The organism is Pseudomonas sp. WOUb67 (assembly GCF_050058005.1).
GTDB classification, from domain to species: domain Bacteria; phylum Pseudomonadota; class Gammaproteobacteria; order Pseudomonadales; family Pseudomonadaceae; genus Aquipseudomonas; species Aquipseudomonas putida_R.
On the sequence record NZ_CP170112.1, the window covers coordinates 324,151 to 340,937 of the forward strand.

Here is a 16,787-nt window from a genome sequence, read left to right on the forward strand (position 1 = left end):
CTGCTCTCCTTAAGCCTCGATGCTCAGGCCGTATTCGGCCGAAGCGTCCTGCAGCCACAGCCACCAGTAGTCGGCGAAGCTGCGGCGAATCACCAGTTCCCAGGTGTCTTCGGCGGTGCGGCGGATCACCAGTTGCGACTTGGCGAACACGGTGCCGACAGCCTTGCCCACCGGGAAGTTGTTCGGGTGAACATCATAGCTGGTGGACTTCATCAGCACTTCGCGCACGTTCGGGCCGCGCAGTTCCAGCAGGCTTTGCCCGCCGCTGACGTTGACCACCTGGATGTGCTGGCCTTCAAGGGCCGCGCGCAGCTTTTGCTCGACCGCCAGTTCCTGGCCGCCGGGCACGATCAGCAGCCACTCGTCGGGGCCGACCCATTGCAGCGACATGTCGTTGTTGGCGACCACGGTCAGGGCCACTGGCAGCTCCAGGCCCAGGGCCTTGTGCACGCCGGCGGCGAATTCCGGGTTATGGCCATCACCACGCAGGGTGAGGTGGCCGAGGAACTTGCGTTCACGCAGGGTCACACCTGCGTTCTTGCGGCCTTTGCCAACCAGGCTGGCCAGGTCGGCGTGGTGCAGTGGCGACTGGGCCTTGGCCTCGGCGCCGGGGTTTTGCTGGTAGACGTTGATAGCGCTCATTTCTTACCTGCCTTGAATTCTTGTTCGTCGATGCGACGCAGCTTCTGTGTTGTGGCTACCGGCCCTATCGCCGGCAAGCCAGCTCCCACAGGGAGTTCACCAACCTTCAACTGCATCGATCCTGTGGGAGCTGGCTTGCCGGCGATGAGGCCTGGCCTGCCCCCACAGGGCCCGGAGTCAAACGTTCTGCCGCTCACCCTTCGGATCGAAGAACACCGAAGACACGATCTCCGCCTCGATCACGCTGCCATCCGCCTGTGGCGAGTAGACGCGCTCGCCCATGCGCTTGAGGCCGCCTTTGACCACACCCATGGCGAACGAATAGCCCAGGGAGTTGGACGCGTAGCTGGAGGTGACGTGGCCAACCATGTCCATCGGGATCGGCTGTTTCGGGTCGAATACCAGCTGGGCGCCTTCCGGCAGCCACTTGGTCGGGTCGACCGGCTTCAGGCCTACCAGCTGCTTGCGGTTCTCGCGCACGCAGTCTTCGCGGTTCATGCCACGCAGGCCGATCCACGAGTACGGCTTGTTGCGGCCCACACACCAGCTCATGTTCAGGTCGTCCGGGTTCATCGAACCGTCGGTGTCCTGGCCAACGATGATGAAGCCCTTCTCGGCACGCAGTACGTGCATGGTCTCGGTGCCGTACGGGGTCAGGTTGTACTTCTTGCCAGCCTCGATGATCTTTTCCAGCACGCCCATGGCGTAGTTGGCCTGCACGTTGACTTCGTACGACAGCTCACCGGTGAACGAGATACGGAACACACGGGCCGGCACGCCGCCGACGTTGCCTTCCTTCCAGGTCATGAACGGGAAGGCTTCCTTGTCCATGTCGATGTCGGTCAGCTCGCTGAGCAGCTTGCGGCTGTTCGGGCCGGACAAGGTCATGGTGGCCCAGTGGTCGGTGACCGAGGTGAAGTACACCTTCAGCTCCGGCCATTCGGTCTGGTGGTACAGCTCCATCCACTGCAGCACACGGGCGGCGCCGCCGGTGGTGGTGGTCATGATGAAGTGGTTGTCGCCAACGCAGGCGGTTACGCCGTCGTCGAAGACCATGCCGTCTTCCTTGCACATCAGGCCGTAGCGGGCCTTGCCCACGTCGAGCTTGGTCCAGGCGTTGGTGTAGATGCGGTTGAGGAACTCGCGGGCGTCAGGGCCCTGGATGTCGATCTTGCCCAGGGTGGAGGCGTCCAGCAGGCCCACGCTGTCGCGCACGGCCTTGCATTCACGGGCCACGGCGGCATGGATGTCTTCACCGGCGTTCGGGAAGTACCACGGGCGCTTCCACTGGCCGACGTCTTCGAATTCGGCGCCGTTCTTCACGTGCCAGGCATGCAGGGCGGTGAAGCGTACGGGTTCGAACAGGTGACCACAGTGACGGCCCGCTACCGCGCCGAACGTGACCGGCGTGTAGTTGGGGCGGAACATGGTGGTGCCCATTTCCGGGATGGTGATGCCGATCGACCGGGCGGCGATGGCCAAGCCGTTGATGTTGCCCAGTTTGCCCTGGTCGGTACCGAAGCCCAGCGCGGTGTAGCGTTTTACGTGCTCGACCGACTCGAAGCCTTCACGGGTGGCCAGCTCGATACCGGCAGCGGTCACGTCGTTCTGCTGGTCGACGAACTGCTTCGGCCCCTTGGTGCCTTTGTCGTGCGGCACCTGGAACAGTGCCACGGTGGCCTCTTCCTTGCGCGCCACGGTTTTTGGCAGGGTGCCAACAGAGGCCTTGAAGCCCGCTTCGGTGGCTGCGCGCACGCCGCCTTCGAAGCCATCGGCAATCACGTCGCCAAGGGCGTAGACGCCGTTGATGCCACCCACGCACTCGCGTTTCTGCGGCGCATCGCCGGGCACGAAGCCGAGGATGTCGTCACGCCATACCGGGCGACCGCCCAGGTGCGAAGCCAGGTGGACGATCGGGCTGTAGCCGCCGGAGGTTGCGATCAGGTCGCACTCAAGGGTTTCGCCCGGGCTGGTGACTTTGTGCGCCTGCACATCGATGGCCGCCACGCGGGCGCCGGTGACGTGCTTGCTGCCTTTGGCCTCGACCACGGCGCTGGAGGTGAGGATGCGGATGCCTTTCGCACGCGCTTCTTCAACCAGCGAGCCACGTGGGTTGTGGCGGGCATCGGCAATGGCGACCACTTGCAGGCCAGCGTCGTGCCAGTCCAGCGCGGCGCGGTAGGCGTGGTCGTTGTTGGTCGACAGCACCAGCTTGCGGCCCGGTGCCACGCCGTAGCGGCGAACGTAGGTAGAAACAGCACCGGCCAGCATGTTGCCCGGCACGTCATTGTTGCCGTACACCAGCGGGCGCTCGTGGGCGCCGGGCGCCAGTACCACGCGCTTGGCGCGTACACGGTGCACACGGTGGCGCACCTGGCCAATCGGGGCGCGGTCGCCGAGGTGGTCGGTGAGGCGCTCGTGAATGGTCAGGAAGTTATGGTCGTGGTAGCCGTTGACCGTGGCGCGTGGCAGCAGGGTCACTTCCGGCAGGCCTTCCAGCTCTTTGATCACGGCGTTGACCCAGTCGGCGGCAGGCTTGCCGTCGAGGGTTTCGCGGCTGTCGAGCAGGCTGCCGCCAAACTCTTCCTGCTCGTCGGCCAGGATCACACGGGCGCCGCTGCGCGCAGCCGCCAGTGCAGCCGCCAGGCCAGCAGGGCCGGCGCCGACGATCAGCACGTCGCAGTGCTGGTTCATGTAGTCGTAGCTGTCCGGGTCGTTCTGCAGCGGTGCACGGCCAAGGCCTGCCGCTTTGCGGATGTACTTCTCGTAGGTCATCCAGAACGATTTCGGGTACATGAAGGTTTTGTAGTAGAAGCCCGGCGGCATCATGCTGCCGCCCACCTTGCCGAGGATGCCCATCACGTCGTTGTTGACGTTCGGCCAGCCGTTGGTGCTGGTGGCGACAAGGCCTGCGTACAGCGCCTGTTGGGTGGCGCGCACGTTCGGGATCTGGGTCGCTTCGCTGGAGCCGATCTGCAGGATGGCGTTCGGCTCTTCGGTACCGGCCGCGATGATGCCGCGTGGGCGCGAGTACTTGAAGCTGCGGCCGACGATGTCGACGCCGTTGGCCAGCAACGCGGCGGCCAGGCTGTCACCGGCATAACCCTGGTAGGTCTTGCCGTTGAAGGTGAAGTTCAGGACCTTGCTGCGGTCGATGCGGCCGCCGCTGGCGAGGCGATAGGTCTGGCTCATACTTTTTCCCCTTGGCCTTTGACGGTCGACGGTGCGTTCGCAGCTTTACCGTTGGCGGTCACTTGCGGCTTCTCGCCAATCTTGTAGGTTTCCAGAATTTCGTAGGTCACGGTGTCGCGGGTGACGTTGAAGTACTGGCGGCAGCCGGCAACGTGGTCCCACAGTTCGTGGTGAATACCGCGTGGGTTGTCACGGTAGAACATGTAGGTACCCCACTCCTCGTCGGAGCAGGCGGCAGGGTCCAGCGGGCGGGCGATGTGCGCCTGGCCAGAGGCGTGAAACTCTTCTTCGGAGCGCAGCTCGCCGCAGTGGGGACAGAAAATATGCAACATGACGGTGTCTCCGGTTAGTGGGCGACGGCGGCGGCGCCGTGTTCGTCGATCAGTGCGCCGTTGTAGAAACGGTCCATGGAGAACGGCGCGGCCAGTGGGTGCATTTCGCCCTTGGCCAGGCTCGCGGCGAAGACGTTGCCCGAACCCGGGGTCGCCTTGAAGCCGCCAGTGCCCCAACCGCAGTTGAAGAACATGTTCTTGACCGGGGTCTTGGTGATGATCGGGCAGGCGTCTGGCGAGGTGTCGACGATGCCGCCCCACTGGCGGTTCATGCGCACGCGCGAGAGGTTGGGGAACATCTCGACGATGGCCTGCAGGGTGTGCTCGATCACCGGGTACGAACCGCGCTGGCCGTAGCCGACCCAGCCGTCGATACCGGCACCGATCACCAGGTCGCCCTTGTCGGACTGGCTGATGTAGCCGTGCACGGCGTTGGACATGATCACGCTGTCGATGATCGGTTTGATCGGCTCGGATACCAGCGCTTGCAGCGGGTGCGATTCCAGCGGCAGGCGGAAGCCGGCCAGCTTGGCCATGTGCCCGGAGTTACCGGCGGTGACCACACCGACGCGCTTGGCGCCGATGAAGCCTTTGTTGGTTTCCACACCAATGACCGCGCCGTTTTCCTTGCGGAAACCGATCACTTCGGTCTGCTGGATCAGGTCCACACCCAGGGCGTCGGCAGCGCGGGCATAGCCCCAGGCCACGGCGTCGTGGCGGGCCACGCCACCACGGCGCTGAACGGTTGCGCCAAGGATCGGGTAACGGGTGTTCTTCGAGCAGTCCAGGTACGGGATTTCGGCCGCGACCTGGGCAGTGTTCAGCAGCTCGCCATCGACGCCGTTGAGGCGGTTGGCGCTGACGCGGCGCTCGGAGTCACGAATGTCCTGCAAGGTGTGGCACAGGTTGTAGACGCCGCGCTGGGAGAACATCACGTTGTAGTTGATGTCCTGGGACAGGCCTTCCCACAGTTTCATGGCGTGCTCGTACAGCTGCGCCGACTCGTCCCACAGGTAGTTGGAACGCACGATGGTGGTGTTACGGGCGGTGTTGCCGCCGCCCAGGTAGCCTTTCTCGATCACGGCAACGTTGGTGATGCCGTGCTCTTTGGCCAGGTAGTAGGCCGTGGCCAGGCCATGGCCGCCACCGCCGACGATAACCACGTCGTAAACCTTTTTAGGGGTTGGCGTGCGCCACATGCGCTGCCAGTTTTCGTGGTGGCTGAGGGAGTGTTTGAAGAGGCCGAAGCCCGAGTAGCGTTGCATGGTCGTTTACTCCACTCAGCGGTAAACAGGGAAGTCTGCGCACAGCGCCGCGACGTTCTTGGCCACATCGGCTTCGACGTCTGCGTCACCGAGGTTGTCGAGGATGTCGCAGATCCAGCCGGCCAGGGCCACGCACTGCGCAACCTTGAAGCCACGGGTGGTGACGGCCGGGGTGCCGATGCGCAGGCCCGAGGTGACGAACGGCGACTGTGGGTCGTTCGGCACGGCGTTCTTGTTGACGGTGATGTGCGCGCGGCCCAGGGCGGCGTCGGCATCTTTACCGGTCAGGCCCTGACGGATCAGGCTGACCAGGAACAGGTGGTTGTCGGTGCCACCGGAAACCACGTCGTAGCCGCGGTCGATGAACACCTGGGCCATGGCCTGGGCGTTTTCGATCACTTGTTGCTGGTAAGCCTTGAAGCCAGGCTCCAGTGCTTCCTTGAAGCACACGGCCTTGGCGGCGATCACGTGCATCAGCGGGCCGCCCTGGGCGCCCGGGAATACAGCGGCGTTCAGCTTCTTCTCGATCTCTTCGTTCGACTTGGCCAGGATCAGGCCGCCACGAGGGCCGCGCAGGGTCTTGTGGGTGGTGGTGGTAACCACATCGGCGAACGGGATCGGGTTCGGGTACAGGCCAGCGGCAACCAGGCCGGCTACGTGGGCCATGTCGACGAACAGCAGCGCACCGACCTTGTCGGCAATGGCGCGGAAGCGTGGGAAGTCGAGGGTCTTGGAGTAGGCCGAGAAACCGGCAACGATCATTTTCGGCTTGTGCTCGACCGCCAGGCGCTCGACTTCGTCGTAGTCGATCAGGCCGGTGTCGGTGTTGATGCCGTACTGCACAGCGTTATAGAGCTTGCCCGAGGACGACACTTTGGCGCCGTGGGTCAGGTGGCCGCCGTGGGCCAGGCTCATGCCCAGGATGGTGTCACCGGCTTGCAGCAGGGCCAGGTAGACCGCGCCGTTGGCCGACGAGCCGGAGTGCGGCTGGACGTTGGCGTAGTCGGCACCGAACAGCTGCTTGGCGCGCTCAATGGCCAGGGCTTCTACCTTGTCCACGTGCTCGCAGCCACCGTAGTAGCGCTTGCCCGGGTAGCCTTCGGCGTATTTGTTGGTGAGGCCGCTGCCTTGGGCCTGCATGACGCGCTGGCTGGTGTAGTTCTCCGAGGCGATCAGCTCGATGTGATCTTCCTGGCGCTGTTCTTCGGCATTCATCGCCGCCAGCAGTGCGTCGTCGTAACCCTGGATCTGGTCTTGCTTGCTGAACATCGTGTATCTCCCGGCAGCGATCGTTTTTTGTCGTGGGGCACTGTGGCCCTTTGTGGCGATGGTATGACTGGCGGGGTCGGGTCAGATGCCTGCGCACGCCTTGCAATGGCGCGTTTACGACATTCGCTGTTGTGCTGTTTGTGCCGGCCCTTTCGCGGGTGAACCCGCTCCCACAGGTACGGTGGTGCTCTGAAGGCTTGTGGTATCCCTGTGGGAGCGGGTTTACCCGCGAAGAGGCCGGCACGAACAACGGATAAATCGACGGTTGAGCTGCTTGTATAGGCAACCGCTGAATCGATGGTTTAGAGTGCTGTTCTGCGTCGTTCACAGGACCGTGTCATGACAGATAAGAGCCAACAATTCGCCAGCGACAACTATTCCGGTATCTGCCCCGAAGCCTGGGCGGCGATGGAGAAGGCCAACCACGGCCACGACCGCGCCTATGGCGACGATCAGTGGACCGAGCGTGCCTCGGAATACTTCCGCAACCTGTTCGAAACCGACTGCGAAGTGTTTTTCGCCTTCAACGGTACCGCCGCCAACTCCCTGGCCCTGGCCTCGCTGTGCCAGAGCTACCACAGCGTGATCTGCTCCGAGACCGCCCACGTCGAAACCGACGAATGCGGCGCGCCGGAGTTTTTCTCCAACGGCTCCAAGCTGCTGACGGCGGCCAGCGTCAACGGCAAGCTGACGCCGCAATCGATCCGCGAAGTGGCGCTCAAGCGCCAGGACATCCACTACCCCAAGCCACGGGTCGTGACCATTACCCAGGCCACGGAAGTGGGCACCGTGTACCGCCCCGACGAGCTGAAGGCGATCAGCGCCACCTGCAAGGAGCTGGGGCTTAACCTGCACATGGACGGCGCGCGCTTTACCAATGCCTGCGCGTTCCTGGGCTGCAGCCCGGCCGAGCTGACCTGGAAGGCCGGCGTCGATGTACTGTGCTTTGGCGGCACCAAGAACGGCATGGCGGTGGGTGAGGCGATCCTGTTCTTCAACCGCCAGCTGGCCGAAGACTTCGACTACCGCTGCAAGCAGGCCGGGCAACTGGCGTCGAAAATGCGCTTCCTGTCTGCGCCGTGGGTGGGCCTGCTGGAAGATGGCGCCTGGTTGCGCCATGGCAAGCACGCCAACCATTGCGCGCAGTTGCTGGCGTCGCTGGTGAGTGATTTGCCGGGGGTAGAGCTGATGTTCCCGGTGGAGGCCAACGGGGTGTTCCTGCAGATGCCGGAGCACGCGATTGAAGCGCTGCGGGGCAAAGGGTGGCGGTTCTATACCTTCATTGGTAGCGGCGGGGCGCGGTTCATGTGCTCGTGGGATACCGAGGAAGAGCGGGTGCGCGAACTGGCCGCGGATATCCGCAGCATCATCACCGCCTGACAGGGCCTCTTCGCGGGCGAGCCCGCTCCCACAGGGACCGCGCAGGCCTCAAGGCCTGTGATAAGCCTGCAAGGGCCACAGGTGCAGCACTGCCCTCAAGGGCAATGATGAACCTGTGGGAGCGGGCAAGCCCGCGAAGAATCCAGCACGGATCTAAAGCCTGAACCCACCCATCTGCCGCGCCAGGTCATCGGCCAAACCACGCAACGCCTGGCACTCCTCGCGGCACCCTTGCACCTCAGCCGCCGTCTCCCGCGCCAGGTCGGAAATGCCCTGCACCGTCCGGTTGATTTCCTCAGTCACCGCCGACTGCTCCTCGGTCGCCGTGGCCACCTGATGGTTCATGTCACTGATGTGTTCCACCTGGTCGGTAATCGCCCCCAGTGACGTCCCAGTGCGCTGGCTCGATTCCACGCCACTGCCGGTCGCCTGCTGCCCCGCCTGCATCGAACTCACCGCCGAACCCGCACCGTGCTTCAGGCGCTGGATCATCTGCTGCACTTCATCGGTAGACAGCTGCGTACGTCGCGCCAGCGTGCGCACTTCGTCGGCCACCACGGCAAACCCGCGGCCCATTTCTCCGGCCCGCGCAGCCTCGATGGCGGCGTTCAGCGCCAGCAAATTGGTTTGCTCGGAAATACTGCGAATAACCGCGAGAACTTCATCGATAGAGGCGACTTCGTCGGCCAACTGGCTGACTGCATCGGCCGCCTTGCCAATGTCGCCCGACATGCCCTCGATGCCCTGAATCGAACGCCGCACCACCTCCCGCGCCTGCAACGCCTCATCCCGCGCCGACTGCGAGGCCTGCGCCGCATCACCGGCATTGCGGGCAATGTCCTGCACGGTCAGGCCCATTTCGTGTACGGCGGTGGCCACCATTTCGGTCATTTCCTGCTGCCGCCCAGAACGTTCAGCGGTGTTGTCCACCACCTGGGTCACCTGCTCGACCGCCCGATGCAGCCGCTCGGAAGTCTGCAACACCTCGCCAATCAGGCTGCGCTGGCTATCGAGAAAGCGGTTGAAGCCCCGGGCCAGGTCGCCCAGTTCGTCCTGGCGTGAATCATCCAGGCGGTGGCTGAGGTCGCCTGCGCCGCTGCCAATCTGCACCAGCGCAGCGGTAACACGGCGGATAGGCCGCACCAGGCCCCGCGCCAGCAGCACTACCAGCAGCAGCGACACCAGGGCCACGCCGCCACCGATCATGCTGGTCAGCCATACCGCCTGATGCATTTGCGCGTAGATTTCCGACTCCGGCACCTCGGCCACCAGCGTCCAGTTGAGGTCGCGCAGGGGCAGGCCGAGTGCCAGGTAGCGTTCGCCGTCACGGCTGAAGCGGCTGCTGCGCAGGCCTTCGCCGCCCGTCATCACGGCCTTGGCAGCATCCGTGCCGAGCTGCTCGGCGAGCTGGCGCTTGCCGCTGAAAGCAGCGTCCGGGTGCACCTGGATCAGGCCATCGTTGCGCACCAGGAAGACCTTGCCATGCTCGCCAAAGCTGAAGTCGTGAATCAGCTGCGACAGCTCGGTCATGCGCAGGCCCATGCCGGCCACGCCCACCAGTTGGCCGGCCTTTTCCACGCGATAGTCGATGAACAGCGCCAGCTCGCCAGTGGCACCGTCGATGTCGATGTTGATCAGGCGCTCGGCGCCGCTGTCGATGTAGCCGTAGAACCACTTGTCCTTGGGGTTGCTGCGGCTGAGGGTGCGGTCCAGGCCATTTTCGTTGTAGTAATGGCCGGTTTCGGTCGAGGCAAACAAGGTGGTGAAGGCGCGGTTGCGCTGTTTGGCGGCGTCCAGGTATTCGATGAATGCCGCGGCCTGGGCGGGGTCTTCACCGGCAGCCAGCCAGTCGCGCAGCAGGGTGTTGCCGGCAATGTCCGCCGCCGCCACCAGCGGCTGGCCGAGCATGCGCTCGATGTCATTGCGGATGGCCTCGACACTGGCGGGCAGGGCAGTGTCGACCAGGTAGCGGTCGGTGAGGCGGTTGAGCGCCACGGTGAAGATGATGACCACCACCAGGATGCTGGCCAGCAGGGCGGCGCCCATGCTGGTGATCAACTGCCACTGGATGCTTTTACGCCAGATACGCATGCCCCTACTCCCCCGCACATTATTGTTTTGCGAGAAGTGTATACACTTGCGTATCCAGTTAATCCAGTGACCTGGAACAATGAGTTGGGCCTTTGGGGCTGCTGTGCAGCCCATTCGCAGCACAAGGCTGCTCCTACAGGGGAACGCATAACCCTTGTGGGAGCGGCCTTGTGTCGCGATTGGGGCGCGAAGCGCCCCCGGCTACCGATCAGGACTCGGCAATGGTCCGCACGATGGCGTCCACCGTGGCGTCGATCTGCGCCTGGGTGCGCGCCAGGGTCTGCTGGTGTTCTTTCTGCAGTTCAACCTGTTTGGAGCACAGGTTAAGGGCAGCCAGCACCAGCAATTTGTCACCGATCAGGGTCGGGTACTGACGCTTGGTTTCGTTCAGGGCGGTGTTGAGCATCCGCACCGCCTGGGCCAGGGTTTCTTCCTGGCCTTCGGGCGCCTTGATCGAATAGTCGATGCCGAGTATCGACACGACATTGACCGGCTGCTCTTGCAATCTCATGCGCCAACAACGCCAGCGCTGGCGCGGTCAACCAGGGCCTGCAGGCGGGCGGCGGTGCTGCCGTTCTTCTCTTCCTGCTCCATCAGCGACAGCTGCAGGGTTTCGTTCTCTTCCTTGGCCTGGGCCAGTTGCGTGCCGAGGGTGGAGTTCTGCTCGGTGAGTTGAGCGTTTTTCTGCATCAGGTCGCTGACCAGTTGCTCGATTTGATTCAGGGAAGCTTCCAGCATGGGTCTATCTCAGGTTGTTGCGAGGGGCGCACACGATAAAGAAAAGCGCGGCCCATCGCCATTAAATATCGGATTCATAAGGTGTCTGGCCCGCAGATTGACAGGGTAACCGGCCCCTTGTTCCGACCTGGGTCAACCGCCGGTCAGGAAAAGGTTAGCCACCTCACAAATTTGGCGGGTCGCACTCAAGACTGATCAGTCACGACCGATAGCCAGACACGTCTTGTTTTGTCGCACCTTTCCCCCCTTGCCTGGACCTCCCCTCCATGTCTCTACGCAACATGAATATCGCCCCGCGCGCGCTGCTCGGCTTCGCGCTTATCGGCCTGCTGATGCTTGGCCTTGGCATCTTCTCGCTGGTGCAGATGGGCAACATCCGCCAGGCCGGCGTAGCCATCGAACAGGTCAGCGTGCCCAGCATCAAGATCCTCGACGAGCTCACCGCGCTTAACCTGCGCATGCGCACCCTCTCCTATCGCCTGCTGCTGAACCGTGAGCAGGAAACGCAACGCGATACCCTCAACCTGCTGGACCAGCGCAACAGCCAGATCGACCGCGCGCGCCAGGCCTACCTGCCGATGATCGGCGCCGCCGACGAACAGGCCGCATTCGACCAGTACGGCCAGTTGCTCAACCAGTACCGCCAGCTGGAATCGCGCATGCGCAGCCTGAGCCAGGCCGACCGCGTCGAGGAACTGCGCGACCTGCTTAACCGCGACCTGCTGGCCAACTCCGAGCAGATCAACAAGGTGATGGACACCCTGGTGCGCATCAACACCGACCAGACCCGCGCCACCAACGAGAAAGCCGCCAGCCAGTACGCAGCGGCGTTCGCCCTGGTGATCGGCCTGCTGGTTGCCGCCACCGTGCTGACCTTCGCCTGCGCCTTCCTGCTGACCCGCAGCATCGTCAAGCCGATCGAAGAGGCGCTGACGTGCGCCGAGCAAGTTGCCGACGGTGACCTGACCCACGTCATCCGCGCCGAAGGCACCGACGAAGCCGCCCGCTTGCTGCGCGCCATGGCCCGCATGCAGGACAAGCTGCGCGACACCCTGCAACTGATCGCCGGTTCTGCGACCCAGCTGGCTTCGGCGGCCGAAGAGTTGAATGCCGTCACCGACGAAAGTGCCCGTGGCCTGCAACAGCAGAACAACGAAATAGAACAGGCCGCCACCGCTGTAACCGAAATGACCAGCGCTGTGGAAGAAGTGGCGCGCAACGCCGTTAGTACCTCGGAAGCGTCCAGTGAAGCCAGCCGCTCCACCGGTGACGGTCGCGACCTGGTGATGGAGACCGTGGGCGCCATCGAGCGCATGAGCGGTGATGTGCAGGCCACTGCCAAACTGATCACTCACCTGGCCGAGCAGTCGCGCGACATCGGCAAGGTACTCGACGTGATCCGCGGCCTGGCCGACCAGACCAACCTGCTGGCGCTCAACGCTGCCATCGAGGCGGCGCGTGCCGGCGAAGCGGGCCGTGGTTTTGCCGTAGTGGCGGATGAAGTGCGTGCGCTGGCCCACCGTACCCAGCAGTCGACCAGCGAAATCGAACGGATGATCGGCAGCATTCAGGGCGGTACGGAAGAGGCGGTGGAGTCGATGCGCACCAGTACCGAACGTGCCGAGTCGACACTGAACATCGCCCGGGGTGCAGGCATGGCGCTGGATACCATTGCCGGGGCGGTGGCGCAGATCAACGAGCGTAACCTGGTGATTGCCAGTGCGGCGGAAGAGCAGGCGCAGGTGGCGCGGGAAGTGGACCGCAACCTGGTTAACATCAATGACCTGTCGGTGCAGAGCGCTACCGGGGCGCATCAGACCAGTGCGGCGAGTGCTGAATTGTCGCGCCTGGCGGTGGACCTGAATGGGTTGGTGGCACGGTTCCGTACCTGACCTGAAGCACCGGGGGCCGCTCTGCGGCCCATCGCCGGCAAGCCAGCTCCCACACCGACCGCGTGTGCAGTACCTGTGGGAGCTGGCTTGCCGGCGATGGGCTGCAAAGCAGCCCCCTGCGATCTCGGATCAGTGAATCAGTAATCGATCCGCACATCCCCTTTCGGCACGCTGCAGCACGACAGGATGTAGCCCTCGGCTTCGTCCTCTTCGGTAATGCCGCCGTTGTGCTCCATCTCCACTTCGCCGCCCAGCTTGAGCACCTTGCAGGTGCCGCAAATGCCCATGCCGCAGGCTTTCGGGATCATCAGGCCAACCTTGGCGGCTGCCGCATGCACGGTCTCGCCCGGGGCAACGCGGATGCTCTTGTCGCTGCCGATGAACTCCACCAGGTTGAGGTCGGAAACATCCAGCTCCGGTGCATCGGCTGCCTGCTCGGCGTGCTCCACCGCGTCGGCCTTGGCCTCTGGCGGCGTCGCGCCGAACGACTCCTCGTGGTAGTTCTTCATGTCGAAGCCGACCGCTTCGAGCATGCGCTTGACCGCCGTCATGTAAGGCGTCGGGCCGCAGCAGAACACCACGCGCTCCATGTAGTCCGGCGCAATCAGTTCCATCAGCCGCTGGTTCAGGTAACCGCGGTACCCCGCCCATGGCTCGCCCAGGCCATGCTTCTCGCAAATGATGTGCAGGCTGAAGTTGGGGATGCGCGAGGCCATCTGCTCCAGCTCGCGGTGGTAGATGATGTCTTTCGGCGAGCGGGCGCTGTGCACGAACACCATGTCGACATTGGCGTTGGTGTCGTAGAACCAGCGCGCCATCGACATCACCGGCGTAATGCCCACACCGCCCGACAGGTACAGCGCCTTGCCGGCCGGGAAGTCGATGGCGTTGAACAGCCCCACCGGGCCGTGCACCGGCAGCTCGGCGCCTTCGTGCATGGTGTCGTGCAGGAAGTTGGACACCAGGCCGCCCGGCACACGCTTCACGGTGATCGAAAAGCTGTACGGCACCGATGGCGAACTGGAGATGGTGTAGGAGCGCATCACCGGCTTGCCTTCGATCTCCAGCTCCAGGGTGACGAACTGCCCGGGCTTGAAGAAGAACATGATCGGCTGATCGGCCATGAAGCAGAAAGTGCGCACGTCCCAGGTCTCCTGGATGACCTTGACGCAGCGCACGATGTGGCGGCCGTTGGCCCAGGTCTGGGTGGTGACCGGATTGAGGAAGGTATCGGACATGTTCATCTCCAGCAGCCGACTATCGGGCTTTTTATGGCTTGGATAATGCGCAAGCTGAGAGCGACGTACATTCCTGCCAGCGACATCGGCGTGCTTATCGCGACCAGCCCCGCGCTACAAGGGCTGGCGCGTCGTAATTCAATTCGGCCATGTCGCCCGTGGATACGGATCACGGCGTCTTCGGACGCACACTCCACGGCAAATAAACAGGCTGTTTCTTGATAGACGGCCTTGCGGCACCACAACAACGATTAGCCACCTTTTGCCGGCCGCACGCGGCCCCGAGGAATACACGATGGACGTCACCGCAACCCTGAGCCTGGGCGATCCACTGGAACCTGCACGCAAGGCCACCGCCGAAATGCTGCAGACCCGCGAGCGGACCTACTCGCTGCCCCAGCCTTTCTACACCGACGAGCGTCTGTTCCAGATCGACATGCAGGAGATCTTCCAGAAAGAATGGTTGATCGCCGGCATGACTTGCGAAATTCCGGCGAAAGGCAACTACATCACCCTGCAGATCGGCAAGAACCCGATCCTGGTAGTACGCGGTGCCGAAGGTAAGGTGCACGCCTTCCATAACGTCTGCCGCCACCGTGGTTCGCGTTTGTGCGTCAGCGACAAAGGCAAGGTGGCAAAGCTGGTGTGCCATTACCACCAATGGACGTATGAACTGGACGGCCGTCTGCTGTTCGCCGGCACCGAAATGGGCGCCGACTTCGACATGAAGGAGTACGGCCTGAAGCCTGTGCACGTGAAGGTAGCCGGCGGCTACATCTTCATCAGCCTGGCAGAAAACCCGCCTGCCATCGACGAGTTCCTGGCCACCCTGGAACACTACATGGAACCGTACGACATGGAAAACACCAAGGTGGCGGTGCACACCACCTTGATGGAAAAGGCCAACTGGAAGCTGGTGCTGGAAAACAACCGCGAGTGCTACCACTGCAGCGGTTCGCACCCGGAGCTTTTGCAAACCCTGCTGGAGTGGGACGACACCAACGACCCGCGCGCCAGCCAGGAATTCAAGGACCACGTGGCCGCTTCGGCCGCTGCCTGGGACGCCGAGAAAATCCCTTACCTGCACAAGAGCCACGGCCTGCGTAACCGCATCGTGCGCATGCCGCTGCTCAAAGGCACCGTGTCGATGACCATGGACGGCAAGCAGGCCTGCCAGAAGCTGATGGGCCGCATCAAGAACCCGGACCTGGGCTCGATGCGCATCCTGCACCTGCCGCACTCGTGGAACCACTGCATGGGCGACCACATGATCGTGTTCACCGTGTGGCCGATCAGCGCCCAGGAAACCATGGTCACCACCAAGTGGCTGGTGCACAAGGACGCCGTGGAAGGTGTGGACTACGACCCTGAGCGCATGCGCAAGGTGTGGGACGCCACCAACGACCAGGACCGCCGCCTGGCGGAAGAGAACCAGCGCGGGATCAACTCCACGGCGTACCAGCCTGGGCCTTACTCGAAGACTTACGAGTTTGGCGTGGTGAACTTCATTGACTGGTACAGCGACCGCGTATTGGCCAACTTGGGTGCAGAGCCTGCTCCATACCTGAAAGAGGTGAAGGCGCAGTAAGCAAGTGAAAGTGACCTGGCAGCGCTCATGAAGCTCGCCAGGTCACCCTTACCAGTCACGACCGCTCTATACCTGAGTGTCATAAATTTGCGGGCGGCTCGACCTTATACGTCTCGATAACCCCGCCAGCCCTCGCCCTCCAGCCGCTAGCATCTCGTCCAGCATCGTCACGTCCATGAACGTCTCCAGAGCGACGCCCCCGGCCTCACCAGGATTGACCAGCAAATAATTGGCTACCTCACGAGCCGCAGCTGCACTCCCCGCCAGGCCACCACTCAGATTAGAGACTGTGTTGACGAAACCGAAGCCCTCGGAAAGGGTAGAGATGCCTGCGGGTACACCGCTGGCCATCAACGCTGCGTGTGTGGCCACGCCAGCAGTACCGGTCAAAGCGAACATCTGGTTGGAAACCCTGGCTGCATGGGGCAGTTCCTGATGCGAAGGTATGGCTGAAGCGACCCCGCTTGCAGCCCCAGACGCGCCAGCCCGCCCAGCAGCCCTGCGCGACACAACATTCCTGGCCGTACGCATCGTGGCGCCAAACAAGGTGGCGCCGCTGGAGGCCATGCCAATGACTCTCAACAGTAGGCTGACCCAGAAAGCACCACTTGGGTCATGCCGGTTTACCGGATCAGCCCCACAATAAACGTAGCCATTGATGCCTCCCTTGGAGAACGGGCTTAGCGCGTCAGGCGCGAGGAAGCGCATCAAACTCGGACTATAGAACCGTCGGCCGTTGCCCAATGGGTACCCGCCCACTAACGGATCACGGCGTTGCCCTGAAAATGCCAGCGCTGTTGCCGGGCCATCTCCCACAACGCCATACGGTGAATAAGCTTGTGCATGGGGGGGAAACCCTCCCAGGATAGAACACTGCCGATCTGCAACCAGAAGATGAGTCGCCATGGTTATCCACAACCCTTTCAAATGTTTCTACTACCTTAGCGTCAGACTGCGGGCCTTCGTACTGGCATAAATATCAGGTGCAGACTGATCATTTTTTGATCGAAGCGCTCAAAGCCGCACGCCATCTAGGCTAAAGCGCAGTTCATACACCTTGTCCACAGAGACACCAACAGAGTTTGTGAGCAAAACGCGAACATGCAGCGCTTGGGTTGTGGATAAGGGATTCAAGGCCTTGATAATCATGGATCGGAAGG

The 16,787-nt window shown here is 63.0% G+C and carries 13 protein-coding genes and 2 pseudogenes; 4 read left to right on the forward strand and 11 right to left on the reverse strand.

Annotation, left to right across the window (positions count from 1 at the left end; translation table 11 throughout):
- Nucleotides 1-9: 9 nt before the first annotated feature.
- The 5 genes from ABOC32_RS01490 to ABOC32_RS01510 all read right to left on the reverse strand — a co-directional run bounded on the left by ABOC32_RS01490 (nucleotide 10) and on the right by ABOC32_RS01510 (nucleotide 6,700).
- On the reverse strand, nucleotides 10-642 hold the full coding sequence (locus ABOC32_RS01490) for a sarcosine oxidase subunit gamma (RefSeq protein ID WP_086976906.1): 633 nt from the start codon (nucleotides 640-642) through the stop codon (nucleotides 10-12).
- 177 nt (nucleotides 643-819) lie between these two features.
- Nucleotides 820-3,834 (reverse strand): sarcosine oxidase subunit alpha, encoded by a 3,015-nt coding sequence (locus ABOC32_RS01495; protein ID WP_426809918.1) that lies wholly within the window; start codon nucleotides 3,832-3,834, stop codon nucleotides 820-822.
- Nucleotides 3,831-4,166 carry a sarcosine oxidase subunit delta gene (locus ABOC32_RS01500; RefSeq protein ID WP_016484537.1) on the reverse strand — a complete coding sequence of 112 codons (336 nt, stop codon included), beginning with the start codon at nucleotides 4,164-4,166 and terminating at the stop codon, nucleotides 3,831-3,833. The genes ABOC32_RS01495 and ABOC32_RS01500 overlap by 4 nt, the downstream gene beginning before the upstream one ends.
- Nucleotides 4,167-4,180: 14 nt before the next feature.
- The gene (locus ABOC32_RS01505) at nucleotides 4,181-5,431 is read right to left on the reverse strand and encodes a sarcosine oxidase subunit beta family protein (protein WP_016484536.1); all 1,251 of its coding nucleotides are present in this window, start codon (nucleotides 5,429-5,431) and stop codon (nucleotides 4,181-4,183) included.
- A gap of 15 nt (nucleotides 5,432-5,446) precedes the next feature.
- On the reverse strand, nucleotides 5,447-6,700 hold the full coding sequence (locus ABOC32_RS01510; RefSeq protein WP_016497629.1) for a serine hydroxymethyltransferase: 1,254 nt from the start codon (nucleotides 6,698-6,700) through the stop codon (nucleotides 5,447-5,449).
- A gap of 339 nt (nucleotides 6,701-7,039) precedes the next feature.
- On the opposite strand from ABOC32_RS01510, the gene ABOC32_RS01515 reads away from it, so the two are divergent.
- On the forward strand, nucleotides 7,040-8,080 hold the full coding sequence (locus ABOC32_RS01515; RefSeq protein WP_426809919.1) for a threonine aldolase family protein: 1,041 nt from the start codon (nucleotides 7,040-7,042) through the stop codon (nucleotides 8,078-8,080).
- A gap of 153 nt (nucleotides 8,081-8,233) precedes the next feature.
- Here ABOC32_RS01515 and ABOC32_RS01520 read toward each other — a convergent pair whose 3' ends face one another.
- The 4 genes and pseudogenes from ABOC32_RS01520 to ABOC32_RS01535 form a co-directional block, all read right to left on the reverse strand.
- Nucleotides 8,234-8,971 (reverse strand): methyl-accepting chemotaxis protein, encoded by a 738-nt coding sequence (locus tag ABOC32_RS01520; RefSeq protein ID WP_426811554.1) that lies wholly within the window; start codon nucleotides 8,969-8,971, stop codon nucleotides 8,234-8,236.
- Between the two features lie 126 nt (nucleotides 8,972-9,097).
- Nucleotides 9,098-10,285, reverse strand: a pseudogene (locus ABOC32_RS01525) (HAMP domain-containing protein); the annotation flags it as partial.
- Nucleotides 10,286-10,379: 94 nt separating this feature from the next.
- Entirely contained in the window at nucleotides 10,380-10,682 is a 303-nt protein-coding gene (locus ABOC32_RS01530; protein ID WP_016484532.1) for a cell division protein ZapA, read from the reverse strand.
- Nucleotides 10,679-10,909: a hypothetical protein gene (locus ABOC32_RS01535; RefSeq protein WP_426809920.1), complete on the reverse strand. Its 231-nt coding sequence runs from the start codon at nucleotides 10,907-10,909 to the stop codon at nucleotides 10,679-10,681. Before ABOC32_RS01535 ends, ABOC32_RS01530 begins: the two co-directional genes overlap by 4 nt.
- Before the next feature lie 281 nt (nucleotides 10,910-11,190).
- Here ABOC32_RS01535 and ABOC32_RS01540 point away from each other — a divergent pair.
- A pseudogene (locus ABOC32_RS01540) lies at nucleotides 11,191-11,946 on the forward strand (MCP four helix bundle domain-containing protein); the annotation flags it as partial.
- Nucleotides 11,938-12,801: a methyl-accepting chemotaxis protein gene (locus ABOC32_RS01545; RefSeq protein ID WP_409321521.1), complete on the forward strand. Its 864-nt coding sequence runs from the start codon at nucleotides 11,938-11,940 to the stop codon at nucleotides 12,799-12,801. The pseudogene ABOC32_RS01540 and the gene ABOC32_RS01545, both read left to right, overlap by 9 nt.
- Before the next feature lie 137 nt (nucleotides 12,802-12,938).
- Here ABOC32_RS01545 and gbcB read toward each other — a convergent pair whose 3' ends face one another.
- On the reverse strand, nucleotides 12,939-14,039 hold the full coding sequence (gene gbcB, locus ABOC32_RS01550; RefSeq protein WP_086976911.1) for a glycine-betaine demethylase subunit GbcB: 1,101 nt from the start codon (nucleotides 14,037-14,039) through the stop codon (nucleotides 12,939-12,941).
- 295 nt (nucleotides 14,040-14,334) lie between these two features.
- Here gbcB and gbcA point away from each other — a divergent pair, with 295 nt between their 5' ends.
- Nucleotides 14,335-15,627 (forward strand): glycine-betaine demethylase subunit GbcA, encoded by a 1,293-nt coding sequence (gene gbcA / locus ABOC32_RS01555; RefSeq protein WP_086976913.1) that lies wholly within the window; start codon nucleotides 14,335-14,337, stop codon nucleotides 15,625-15,627.
- Between the two features lie 66 nt (nucleotides 15,628-15,693).
- Here the strand turns inward: gbcA and ABOC32_RS01560 are convergent, their stop codons facing one another.
- Entirely contained in the window at nucleotides 15,694-16,533 is an 840-nt protein-coding gene (locus ABOC32_RS01560; protein WP_426811555.1) for an RHS repeat-associated core domain-containing protein, read from the reverse strand.
- Nucleotides 16,534-16,787 lie beyond the last annotated feature (254 nt).